This is a genomic window from Agrobacterium sp. NPDC090283 (assembly GCF_044769685.1).
Taxonomy (GTDB): domain Bacteria; phylum Pseudomonadota; class Alphaproteobacteria; order Rhizobiales; family Rhizobiaceae; genus Agrobacterium.
In genome coordinates this window covers 138582-150885 of sequence record NZ_JBIVYG010000013.1, presented here as the reverse complement: position 1 = coordinate 150885, position 12304 = coordinate 138582, and the positions used below count along the sequence as shown (strand labels likewise).

At 58.9% G+C, this 12304-nt stretch carries 10 protein-coding genes; 8 read left to right on the top strand and 2 right to left on the bottom strand.

Going from position 1 to position 12304, the window contains the following annotated elements:
- The first annotated feature begins 251 nt into the window (after positions 1–251).
- The 6 genes from ACIQUH_RS18860 (at position 252) to exoR (ending at position 7531) form a co-directional block, all read left to right on the top strand.
- A complete protein-coding gene (locus ACIQUH_RS18860) occupies positions 252–386 on the top strand; it encodes a hypothetical protein (protein WP_400817746.1) in 135 nt (44 codons plus the stop codon).
- A 1-nt stretch (position 387) separates the two neighbouring features.
- Positions 388–1365, top strand: a complete 978-nt coding sequence (gene popZ / locus ACIQUH_RS18855) for a cell division protein PopZ (RefSeq protein WP_400817744.1) — start codon at positions 388–390, stop codon at positions 1363–1365.
- Positions 1366–1584: 219 nt separating this feature from the next.
- On the top strand, positions 1585–4428 hold the full coding sequence (locus ACIQUH_RS18850; protein ID WP_400817742.1) for a valine--tRNA ligase: 2844 nt from the start codon (positions 1585–1587) through the stop codon (positions 4426–4428).
- Between the two features lie 454 nt (positions 4429–4882).
- On the top strand, positions 4883–6172 hold the full coding sequence (locus ACIQUH_RS18845; protein ID WP_400817740.1) for an outer membrane protein transport protein: 1290 nt from the start codon (positions 4883–4885) through the stop codon (positions 6170–6172).
- 268 nt (positions 6173–6440) lie between these two features.
- On the top strand, positions 6441–6743 hold the full coding sequence (locus ACIQUH_RS18840; RefSeq protein ID WP_400817738.1) for a hypothetical protein: 303 nt from the start codon (positions 6441–6443) through the stop codon (positions 6741–6743).
- A complete protein-coding gene (gene exoR, locus ACIQUH_RS18835; protein WP_003509731.1) occupies positions 6737–7531 on the top strand; it encodes an exopolysaccharide production regulator ExoR in 795 nt (264 codons plus the stop codon). The genes ACIQUH_RS18840 and exoR overlap by 7 nt, the downstream gene beginning before the upstream one ends.
- A gap of 58 nt (positions 7532–7589) precedes the next feature.
- Here exoR and xth read toward each other — a convergent pair whose 3' ends face one another.
- Positions 7590–8387 carry an exodeoxyribonuclease III gene (xth, locus tag ACIQUH_RS18830; RefSeq protein ID WP_400817736.1) on the bottom strand — a complete coding sequence of 266 codons (798 nt, stop codon included), beginning with the start codon at positions 8385–8387 and terminating at the stop codon, positions 7590–7592.
- A 310-nt stretch (positions 8388–8697) separates the two neighbouring features.
- Positions 8698–9030 carry an iron-sulfur cluster insertion protein ErpA gene (gene erpA / locus ACIQUH_RS18825; protein WP_003515615.1) on the bottom strand — a complete coding sequence of 111 codons (333 nt, stop codon included), beginning with the start codon at positions 9028–9030 and terminating at the stop codon, positions 8698–8700.
- Between the two features lie 215 nt (positions 9031–9245).
- On the opposite strand from erpA, the gene ACIQUH_RS18820 reads away from it, so the two are divergent.
- Positions 9246–10463, top strand: a complete 1218-nt coding sequence (locus ACIQUH_RS18820) for a deoxyguanosinetriphosphate triphosphohydrolase (protein ID WP_400817733.1) — start codon at positions 9246–9248, stop codon at positions 10461–10463.
- Between the two features lie 75 nt (positions 10464–10538).
- The gene (gene argS, locus ACIQUH_RS18815; protein WP_400817731.1) at positions 10539–12296 is read left to right on the top strand and encodes an arginine--tRNA ligase; all 1758 of its coding nucleotides are present in this window, start codon (positions 10539–10541) and stop codon (positions 12294–12296) included.
- Positions 12297–12304: the final 8 nt, after the last annotated feature.

Here is a 12304-nt window from a genome sequence, read left to right as displayed (position 1 = left end):
CGGCAAGCGATCCTCTTCTTCTAAACGCCGGGGTGGAGTTTCTGCCCCGGCGTTTTGTGTTTGGTTTGCCGGCAAGGCGCTTTCTGCCGTGCCGATTTCACAAAGCTGTGCATCATCCCGAAACTTGTCGAATCAGTGATTTAGTTCCCCGCTATGCTGACCTAAACTAAGGGTGATTCGGGGTGTGCGTATTTCTGCCCCGCATGATCCTGCGACAGGGACGGCAAAATGCTCAGGCGCTTTGGCCGACCATGTTTCAGAGCATCGGTGTGGCGATCGATTTCGGTCGTCGCGAGCGCGATGTGTGCATTGAACAGGTCAAGGAGCGCTTCATCCGGTGTCCGATGGATACGGTAAGGGCGCTCAGAGTGGAAACCGGGGATTGATATGGCTCAGCCAAGCGTAGCGCGTGAACCGTCCATGGAAGAGATTTTGGCGTCCATTCGCCGGATCATCGAAAGCAACGAGACAGGACCTGCCGGTGCGTTTTCCGGGCAGTTGCCGCCGGTCTATGACGACGAAGACGAGGCTGCCAGCGAAGCGGCCTTCGTGGCGGAGCCCATCAGCCCGCCGGCGCGCGTTCCCCCCGCCGCAAACCAGGCTTTTGGCGCACGGCCTGCGCAGGATTTTTCGCCGGTCGCCGAAAAGGCAATGGCTGAACGGCAGGAAAACGCCGCCGACAAGACCATGTCCCTTGCCGATGTTGCCGCGCGTGTGCGTGCCGCCGCCGACCGTAACGCCGCCATGGGACCGCAGGCTTTTGCCGCTCAGGCACAGCGCGGCGCGACCGAGACCACGCCGCCGGCTGCGACTGTATCGCAGCCTTTGTCCGCGCCGTCTTCCGAACGCGCCGCACCGCAGCGCCCGACGGATGTTCGCCCGCTGATGGCCGCTGCGGCCGCCGCAGGCGTGAACGAACACCCGGCATCTTTTGCCGCTGAGGATCGCGCCGCCGCTGCCGCCATCGAAAACGTCCCTTCGGCCGAAAGCCGCTTCGATCAGCTTTCGCTGCGCGGTGCCATCGAAACGCCGCTGACAGCGGAGCGTTTCGATATCGCGGTGCTGGAGCCCGTCGTTGAAAAACCCACATTCGATCTGGCCGAGCCACAGGCAAAAGACGAGGTGGATATCGCGGACGGTCTGTCGCTCAATCTGCTTTCCGCCGCTGCCGGCGCGCAGATCGCCCGCTCCTTCAGCGAGCTGGCGGAGGTTTTCGACGGCGTCGAGCGGCGCTCGATCGAGGACATGGCTGCCGAGATGCTGCGTCCGATGCTGCAGGACTGGCTGGAAGACAATCTGCCGACTTTGGTGGAGCGTCTCGTGCGCGAAGAAATCGAGCGGGTGGCGCGCGGTTCGCGCCGCTAAGTCAAGCTCGTGCCGCATCCGCGATTGCGGCGGATGCGACGAAACAGGGGCCGCTCCGGCATCGGGGCGGCTTTTTTGTTGAAGATGAAGGTGTTATGGGGTCATAGTCACCCGTGGGTCCACTCAATGGTTGGCTCGCGGGCGGGTTTCTGTTGACTCTCTCCCGTCCATCCTTATTTAAAAAAATCCACACAAGAACTCTAAAATTCAGGTCAGGAAATGCTCGAAAAGACCTACGATTCCGCATCCGTCGAACCGAAGATCGCCAAAGCCTGGGACGAGGCTAACGCTTTTCGTGCCGGTGCCAACGCCAAGCCGGGCGCGGAAACCTTCACCATCGTCATCCCGCCGCCGAATGTGACCGGCTCGCTGCATATGGGCCACGCGCTCAACAACACGCTGCAGGATATTCTGGTCCGCTTCGAGCGCATGCGCGGCAAGGACGTGCTGTGGCAGCCGGGCATGGACCATGCCGGCATCGCCACGCAGATGGTCGTCGAGCGCAAGCTGATGGAACAGCAGCTGCCGGGCCGCCGCGAGATGGGCCGCGAGGCTTTCGTGGAGAAGGTCTGGGAATGGAAGGCCGAATCCGGCGGCCTGATCTTCAACCAGTTGAAGCGCCTTGGCGCTTCCTGTGACTGGTCGCGTGAGCGCTTCACCATGGATGAGGGTCTGTCCGAGGCCGTTCTGGAAGTTTTCGTCACACTCTACAAGCAGGGCCTGATCTACAAGGACAAGCGCCTTGTGAACTGGGATCCGAAGTTGCTGACCGCGATTTCCGACATGGAAGTCGAGCAGATCGAGGTCAAGGGCAATCTCTGGCACCTGCGTTACCCGCTGGAAAAGGGCGTCACCTATCAGTACCCGATCGCTTTCGACGAAGAGGGCAAGCCCACCGAGTTCGAAACCCGCGATTATATCGTCGTCGCCACGACGCGTCCGGAAACCATGCTCGGCGATACCGGTATTGCGGTGAACCCGGAAGACGAGCGTTACAAGGGCATTGTCGGCAAGCATGTCCTCCTGCCGATCGTCGGCCGCAAGATCCCGATCGTTGCCGATGATTATGCCGATCCGACGGCCGGTACCGGCGCGGTCAAGATCACGCCGGCGCATGACTTCAACGATTTCGAAGTCGGCAAACGCTGCGGCCTGCGCGCCATCAACGTCATGAATATCGACGGCACGATCTCCATCAAGGACAACGAGGATTTTCTCGAAGGCCTCAGCCATCCGGCAGCCCTGCATGGCGCGTGGGATCGTCTGGAAGGGCAGGACCGCTTTACCGCCCGCAAGATCATCGTGGAAATCTTCGAGGAAGCCGGCCTGCTCGACAAGATCGAACCGCACAAGCATGTGGTGCCGCATGGCGACCGCGGCGGTGTGCCGATCGAGCCGCGCCTGACCGACCAATGGTGGGTGGACAACAAGACGCTCGCCCAGCCGGCGATTGCCTCGGTTCGCGAAGGCCGTACCAATTTCGTGCCGAAGAACTGGGAAAACACTTATTTCCAGTGGATGGAAAACATTCAGCCCTGGTGCATTTCGCGGCAATTGTGGTGGGGTCACCAGATCCCCGCATGGTATGGTCCGGACGGGCAGGTCTTTGTTGAAAAGACCGAGGAAGAGGCGCTGCAGGCGGCCATCCAGCATTACATCGCCCATGAAGGTCCGTGGAAGGCCTGGGTCGAGGAGAAGCTTGAGAACTTCAAGCCGGGCGAAATCCTGACCCGTGACGAAGATGTGCTCGACACCTGGTTCTCGTCGGCGCTCTGGCCGTTCTCGACGCTCGGCTGGCCCGAGCAGACGCCGGAACTGGCGCGTTATTATCCGACCAACGTGCTGGTCACCGGTTTCGACATCATCCCGTTCTGGGTGGTGCGGATGATGCAGATGGGCCTGCATTTCATGAAGGACGACGCCGGCAACCCGGTCGAGCCTTTCAGCACGGTCTATATCCACGCGCTGGTTCGCGACAAGAACGGCCAGAAGATGTCGAAGTCCAAGGGCAACGTCATCGATCCCCTGGAACTGATCGACGAATATGGCGCGGATGCGCTGCGTTTCACGCTGGCCATCATGGCGGCGCAGGGCCGTGATGTGAAGCTCGATCCGGCGCGTATCGCCGGTTATCGTAACTTCGGCACCAAGCTGTGGAACGCCACGCGCTTTGCCGAGATGAACGGCGTGAAGCGCGATCCGCATTTCCTCGCCGAAACCGCCTCGCTCACCATCAACCGCTGGATCCTGACCGAGCTTGCCAATACGGCGCGCGACGTGACGGCGGCGCTTGAGAATTTCCGCTTCAACGATGCCTCCGGCATTCTCTATCGGTTCGTCTGGAACCAGTTCTGCGACTGGTATCTGGAACTGCTGAAGCCCGTCTTCAGCGGCGAGGACGAGAAGGCGAAGAGGGAATCGCAGGCCTGCGCGGCCTATGTTCTGGAGGAGATCTACAAGCTGCTGCATCCCTTCATGCCCTTCATGACCGAAGAGCTGTGGGCGCACACGGCGGGCGAGGGCGAGGAGCGGGATGACCTGCTTTGCCTCACCGACTGGCCGGAACCGGAATTCCGCGACGATGCCGCAGCGGCCGAAATCAACTGGCTGATCGATCTCGTTTCCGGTATCCGCTCGGCGCGCGCCGAGATGAACGTGCCGCCGGGCGCCACCGCCTCGCTGGTGGTTGTCGGCGCGAATACCTCCACCGAAGCGCGGCTCGACCGCCATGCCGCCGCCATCCGGCGCCTGGCGCGGGCGGATGAAATCCGCGCCGCCGATGTCGCGCCGAAGGGTTCCGCGCAGATCATCGTCGGTGAGGCCACGGTCTGCCTGCCGCTCGGCAAGCTCATCGATCTTGCGGCCGAAGAAGCCCGTCTCGAAAAGGCGATCGGCAAGGTGGATGCGGAAATGGAACGCATCGACAAGAAGCTGTCGAACGAGAAGTTCGTGGCCAATGCCGATCCGGAAGTGGTCGCCGCCGAGCGCGAGCGCAAGGCGGAGCTGGAAGTTCAGCTCGCAAGCCTGAGAACGGCGCTCACACGGGTCAGCGAAGCGGGGTAATACCGCTTACGGCTTTGCAGAACAAAACGCCCCGTTTGCAACGAGGCGTTTTTTCTTTGGCGTAACAATTCGTCTCGATTGATTGCTGCACTGCAATGGCGAATCATGCGTGCTGAAAGAGCGATTATTTCACGCCCTATCCGGCCGAAATCGCTGAAAACGCCCGAAAAAACCAACAAAAACGGCCTGATAAGCGTGTTTCCTCGGGAAACTCACGAGTGTGGTTATTTGGCGACAATTCCGGTCTCAAGTGGGAATTTGTTTCATTTTATGTCTGATTGCTTCAATCGGATTAGAAAAATAACCTAAAATGATTATTCAAGGGGATCGACATGAAATTCTTACGTAAAAAATGGAGAAGTGTCGCAGAACTGTGCCAGAGTGCGGCAGATTGTCATTTGCCGCGAAGCGCTTCACTCTTTTGACGATCACATTGCCTTGATTGGGGAGAGAGATGGCAAAAACTGCAATTTTTCGCGGCGCGGTATGTTTCGCAGTCAGCATCGCGGCGGTAACGCCCTCATTGGCCGGCGGCCTTGAGCGCGGCGGTTACAATATCGACCTGCTGTTCGATCCGTCCGATTATGTTCTCGACAGTTCCGCAACCTTCGTCGCGCCGCAGCGCAAGGTGGAGAATGCGCGCGACAATCCGCTGAAGAGCGGCCCGCTGCCTGCGACCTGGTCAAGGAGCGCAGACGACTCTGAAAACTTCTGGTCGACCCGCATCGGCGCCAAGGCCGCAATCGGCGATTTCGCCGACTGCATGTTCGATTATTCGCAGCCCTGGGGCGCGCATCTCAATCCCGGCATCTGGCAGGGATCGAGCTACAATATCGAAACCAAGGTCAAGTCGCACAATTACGCCACCACCTGCCGGGTGAAGTTCGATCTTGGCAAAGGTGACTTCTCGATCATCGGTGGCGGTTTCTATCAGGAGATCAGCGGTTATAAATACCGTCAGGTTTTGGGGCCGGATGTTCTTAATTCGGTTCCTGCGTGGCGCAGCTTCAGCGGCGTTGGCAAATTGGAAATGGAAGGTGACGGCTGGGGCTGGCGCGCCGGCATGGCCTATGAGATTCCCGAGATCGCCTTCCGTGCGAGCCTCGTTTATAATAGCGCCGTCGATCACGACCTGACCGGTTTTGCCGACGTCAGGGCGATCCCGCAGACGCCGCCGACCGTCTCTCAGACGCTTGCGAAATACGGTGGCAAGCTCGTGCCGATCTATGGCTCTGTTTCCATGCCAGATAGCATCGAACTCAAGGTGCAATCCGGCATTGCGCCGGACTGGCTTGCTTTCGGTTCGGTGAAATGGACCGACTGGAGCCAGATTCAGGTCATTCCTTTCTGCGCGGTGGGTACGTCTCCCTGCGTTCCGAGTGGCGCTGACACGTTGAACACGCTCGACCTGTTTTATCGCGACGGCTGGACGATTTCCGGTGGCGTCGGTCACAAGTTCAATGAGCAGTGGAGCGGTGCTGTTAGCCTGACCTGGGATCGCGGTACATCGACTGTCATCGGTACCCAGACCGATACCTGGACGCTGGGCACGCAGATCGTCTACTCCCCGAACAAGAATATCGAGTTCAAGATTGCCGGTGCTCTCGGCCTCCTGACCTCCGGTAGCTCTTCCATCAATGGCGGACCGTGCGGTGCCGGGTTCACCTGCGGCAACGAGGCGGGATACGACTTCGGTAACGACCTTGTGGCAGCAATCTCCACGGGCGTGAAGGTCAAGTTCTGACACCATCCTTCCGCAGATGCTAAAATAAAGGTCCGGTTTACCAGCCGGGCCTTTTTTCATGCGCGACTATGATTCCTTCTCGATAAAATTTTCTAGGCCGAAAGTTTTGTGACGATTTGGCAACACTTTTCTGCAAGCGTGTGGTCGCGTTGGAATGTGAGCATATCTGTCCATTTCCCGCCACAAACAGGGTGCTTGGCTTATGTTTAGGGACGCGGGAATGGAAGAACATGCAGGCGTTTGATGTGGTGGTGCGCAAGGCCGGAAAGTGAAAACGGGTTTGGATTCAGGGTTTAAGCAAGTAATACGGGAATTTCATCCGGCTTTCTTGTTTGGCACTGACTGGCGGGCGGCGGAATGCCGTTATATTGCCGGAAATTATGCCTATATCTGTCTCACTGGAAAATTAGGGCAATTGCCGCAAAAGACCACCGGTGGTGCGCTGGAAAGTGCTGCCGGAAAGACGCAGTGTGTTCGAAAAATCGCGACCCGGCGGGGTTCGGCTTTGCAGCATTCCGCAAGTATTGGCTATATGCCGGGAAGAGTTAAGAGAAGTTCGCTGAAATGCTGAAATGTGAAGCCAACGTTTTAAAGCCGCTCCTTATGGGCATGTTGCTTGCGTCGCTCGCAATGCCTGCTGCGGCTTTTGACATCAATGCGGGCGTGACCAAGGAATCCGGCCCCTTCGACCTGTTCAAGTTCGGCTTCAAGGCCTACAAGAACGGCAACAAGGGCGAAGCCGTCGAGGCCTATCGCTACGCGGCTGAAAAGGGCCATACCGGCTCGCGCTGGGCGCTGGCCAATATGTATGCCTATGGCGATGGCGTCGCCAAGAACGACTTCGAAGCTTTCAAGATCTACAGCGAAATCGCCAATCAGGGCGTGGAGCCCGGTTCGGAAGATACCGGCTTCTTCGTCAACGCACTTCTTTCTCTCGCCGATTATTACCGTCACGGCATTCCCGGCAGCCCGGTGAAAATGGACCTTTCGCAGGCCCGCCAGCTTTATTTCCAGGTTGCTTCCACCTTCGGCGTCGCTGAAGCGCAGTTCCGTCTGGCGGAGATGATCCTTGCCGGCGAGGGCGGTCGCGCCGATGTGCAGCAGGCCAAGAAGTGGCTCAACCAGGCCCGCAAGCACGGCCATGCCGGCGCCATGTCGATTTTCGGCAATCTGATCTTTCAGGAAGGCCAGACGACGCAGGGTCTCGCCTTCATGACCGCGGCGCTGGACAAATGCACGGCGGCCGACTGTACCTGGATCCAGAACCTGCAGGAGCAGGCCTTTTCTCTGGCCGGCGAAAACGATCGCCGCGCCGCCATCGCCATGGCGCAGAACATGCAGTTCAACGATCCTGATTGAGAATGGGCCGGATTGAGAGCGCCGATCGGGATGGTTTCATCCGCCCGATGGAAGCGGGTCAGCCGACCGGATTGAAATCGAAATAACCGCAGACCGGCACATGGTCGGACGGTTTTTCCCAGGCCCGCACATGTTTTTCGATGCTGACGGATTGCAGCCTGTCGGCAGCTTCGGCCGACAGCATCAGATGATCGATGCGGATGCCGTTGTTTTTCGGCCATGCGCCGGCCTGATAATCCCAGAAGGAATAAAGTCCTGCTTCATCCGTGGTTGCACGCGCGGCATCGGTGAAACCCAGATTCTCCAGCTTGCGGAACGCTGCGCGTGTTTTCGGCAGGAACAGGGCGTCGCCCTCCCAGACACGCGGGTCGTGGCAATCGAAGGGTTCGGGAATGACGTTATAGTCGCCCGCCAGAATGAGCGGCTCCTCAAGCGCGAGGCGATCTTCGGCAAAGCGCCGCAGCCGCTCCATCCAGGCAAGCTTGTAGGGATATTTCACCGGATCGTCAGGCGGATTGCCGTTCGGCAGGTAAAGCGAGCAGACGCGGATCGCGCCGCCATCGACGGAAAACACGCCTTCGATGAAACGCGCCTGTTCGTCGGCATCGTCACCCGGCAGGCCGCGATTGACCTCGTCGGGCTTGACCTTCGAGAGCAGGGCGACGCCGTTGAAGCCCTTCTGGCCATGGGTCTCGACGTGATAACCGAGCGCCTCCAGCTCCAGCCGCGGAAAACCTTCGTCGACCGATTTGATTTCCTGAAGGCAGACGATATCGGGCGATGAATCCTTCAGCCACTGGCAGAGGTTTTCGATACGCGCCTTAACGCCGTTGATGTTCCAGGTGACAATCTTCATCGGAGTTTCCCTTTTGCGAGGGTACTTTTACCCGATGCAAAAGCGATTGCCACCGTTTTTGGACATTGGTGGTGCGGATGTGGTGGAAAGATGCCGGGCGGGCGGGGTCGCTGCGTTTCTCCTCCCTCATTCCTGTGCTTGTCACAGGAATCCAGCCAGCCCAAGTCTTTGGGCTGAAAGGACTCTTCCCGCCGCGCAGACGCGCGTCGACTGGATTCCTGTGACAAGCACAGGAATGAGGAGAGGAGAGAGATGCGAGTTACTTCAAAGCTTGGTGACTGGCTTGCGGATTGCGCGCCGGTATTCCCACTCAAATAGAAAAGCTGGTGCCGCAGCCGCAGCTTGCCACGGCATTCGGGTTCTTGATCTGGAAGGACTGGCCGAGCAGATTGTCGACGAAGTCGATTTCCGAGCCGGCCATATAGACGACCGACAGGCTGTCGATCAGCACCTTGGCGTCGCCGCGCGCAATCACGATATCGTCATCGGCGGGGTCTTCGGCCAGATCGAACTTGTAGGAGAAGCCCGAGCAGCCGCCGCCTTCCACCGAGACGCGCAGCGCCTGTTTGCCGGCGTCGGCGGCAACGATCTGCGCGATTCGCTTCGCCGCAGCTTCAGAAAGGGTAATGTCGCTGTTTTCCATGTCGTTTCTCCTGCCGGGGTCAAGAACCGGAGAGCAATAATCTCGTTGTCACCATTATAAACCGGTCAAATTAACGGTCTATAGCCTGTGTGAAGACGGTCAACACGGCGATGATGCTTTGCGCCGACCTCTGCGATAGGTATGAAGGGTGAATGAAAAGGTCAATGGCCGAGACCAAAAGGAAGTCCCGGCCGGCGAAGACAACAGGTGGATGCATGATCATAGACCAGCGCGCATTGGGTTTCGGAAGCGGCGAGAGGGCGGTTTTCGCCTCGGATCCATGGACCACGCGCGGGCGTCTTTTTCCCGAAGCCGGAAGCCTGACGCGCTCGGAATTCCAGCGCGACCGCGACCGCATCGTTCATACGACCGCCTTTCGCCGCCTGAAGCACAAGACGCAGGTGTTCATCAGCCCTGACGGCGACCATTATCGCACGCGGCTTACCCACACCATCGAGGTGGCGCAGATCGCCCGCGCGCTCGCCCGCGCGCTGAAGCTCGATGAGGATCTCGCCGAAGGCGTGGCGCTGGTGCATGATTTCGGCCACACGCCCTTCGGCCATACCGGCGAGGACGCACTGGATGCGGTGCTTTTGCCCTATGGCGGCTTCGATCATAATGCCCAGTCGCTGCGCATCGTCACCAAGCTGGAGCGCCGTTATGCCGAATATGACGGCATCAACCTGACCTGGGAGACGCTGGAAGGCCTCGTCAAGCACAATGGCCCGCTCGTAAATGCCAGGGGCAAGGGGATCAAGGGACCGGTTCCGCTGCCCATTCTCGAATATTGCGAGCTGCAGGATCTGGAAATCGGCAGTTATGCCAGTCTCGAGGCGCAGGTGGCGGCGATTGCCGATGACATCGCCTATAATACCCACGACATCGATGACGGGTTGCGCGCCGGTTATCTCACCTTCGAGATGCTGGAGGAGGTACCGTTCCTCGGTGGCCTGATGGCCGAGGTGCGGGCGAAATATCCCGTGCTCGACAAGGAGCGTTTCGCCAATGAGATCATGCGCCGGCAGATCACCCATATGGTGGAAGATGTGATCGGCGTTGCGCAGCAGAATCTCGCCCGTCTGAAGCCGAAGAGTGCGGCGGATATTCGCGCCGCCGATTTCACCGTCGCGACCTTCTCGCCCGAGATGGCCGAGACCGACCGCCAGATCAAGAAGCTGCTGTTCGGTCATATCTACCGGCATCCGGAAATCATGCGCATCCGCGCCGGCGCGACGCAGATCGTCACCGATCTTTTCCACCGTTATATGGAAACGCCGGCGGAAATGCAGAGCCATTACTGGGTGGACAGCATTTCCGGCATGAGCGTGGCCGCAAAAGCCCGGCATGTGGGCGACTATCTGGCCGGCATGACCGACAGTTATGCACTGCGCGCCCACCAGCGGCTGTTTGACCACACCCCCGATTTGCGATAGGGCAGCGGGCAACCGCGAAGCCGACCCGGTTATGATGGCCGGACTAAACAGAAGCCCTTCGCGCAGGTTGGAACGATGAACATTTTTGCCGATTTCGATACCAGGATCAAAAACGCGCTCGAGACCCTCGATCTCGTGAAAGAGAACCGCGAAAAGGTCGATTTCAGTCGAATTACCGTCGAATCCCCGCGTGATCTGAGCCATGGCGATGTCGCAACCAATGCCGCCATGGTGCTGGCAAAGCCGCTCGGCACCAATCCGCGCGCGCTTGCCGAACTCATCGTGCCCGCCCTTCAGGCGGATGGCGATGTCGACAGCGTCAATGTTGCCGGCCCGGGCTTCATCAATCTCAAGGTCTCTGTTGGTTACTGGCAGCGTCTGCTGGCCGACATGATCGGGCAGGGTATCCATTTCGGCCGCTCCACCGTTGGCGCCGGCCAGAAGATCAACGTCGAATATGTCTCCGCCAACCCGACCGGCCCGATGCATGTCGGCCATTGCCGTGGCGCCGTGGTGGGTGACACGCTGGCGAACCTGCTCGCTTTTGCCGGTTACGGCGTCACCAAGGAATATTACATCAACGATGCCGGCTCGCAGATCGATGTGCTGGCCCGTTCCGTGTTCCTGCGTTACCGCGAGGCGCTCGGCGAAGATATCGGCACCATTCCGTCCGGTCTTTATCCCGGCGACTATCTCGTTCCCGTCGGCCAGGCGCTGGCGGATGAATATGGCATCAAGCTGCGCGCCATGCCCGAGGAAAAGTGGCTGCCGATCGTGAAGGACAAGGCGATCGATGCGATGATGGCGATGATCCGCGAGGATCTGGCGCTGCTCAACGTCCGGCACGACGTGTTTTTCTCGGAACGCACGCTGCATGAGGGCAATGGTGGCCCGATCCTCTCGGCCATCAACGATCTCACCTTCAAGGGCCATGTCTACAAGGGCACGCTGCCGCCGCCGAAGGGCGAATTGCCTGACGATTGGGAAGACCGCGAGCAGACGCTGTTCCGCTCCACGGAAGTGGGCGACGACATGGACCGTGCGCTGATGAAGTCGGATGGTTCCTACACCTATTTCGCCGCCGACGTTGCTTATTTCAAGAACAAGTTCGACCGTGGTTTCTCCGAGATGATCTATGTGCTCGGCGCCGACCATGGCGGTTACGTCAAGCGTCTGGAAGCCGTTGCGCGCGCCGTCTCCGAGGGCAAGTCGAAGCTGACGGTGCTTCTATGCCAGCTCGTCAAGCTGTTCCGTGACGGCGAGCCGGTGAAGATGTCGAAACGGTCCGGCGACTTCGTGACGCTGCGCGATGTTGTCGACGAAGTGGGTCGCGATCCGGTGCGATTCATGATGCTTTATCGGAAGAATTCCGAGCCGCTGGACTTCGATTTCGCGAAAGTGACCGAACAATCGAAGGATAATCCGGTTTTTTACGTGCAATATGCGCATGCCCGCTCGATGTCGATCTTCCGGCAGGCGCAGGAGGCGTTTCCGGGCCTTTCTCCCTCTGCGGAAGAGATGGCGGCATCCGTTGCTTTGATCAGCGATATCAATGAGTTGCAGCTGGTTGCGAAGCTCGCCGAATATCCGCGGCTGATTGAATCCGCGGCCCTTTCGCATGAGCCGCACCGGCTTGCTTTTTACCTCTACGATCTCGCCAGTTCCTTCCATGGACACTGGAACAAGGGTAAAGACCAGCCGGAATTACGTTTTATTAACGATAAAAACCGAGAATTGAGCATTGCCAGACTTGGGCTGGTGAATGCTGTCGCAAATGTTTTGAGGTCCGGCCTCACGCTTTTAGGAGCGGACGCACCTGCTGAAATGCGATAACATATCAC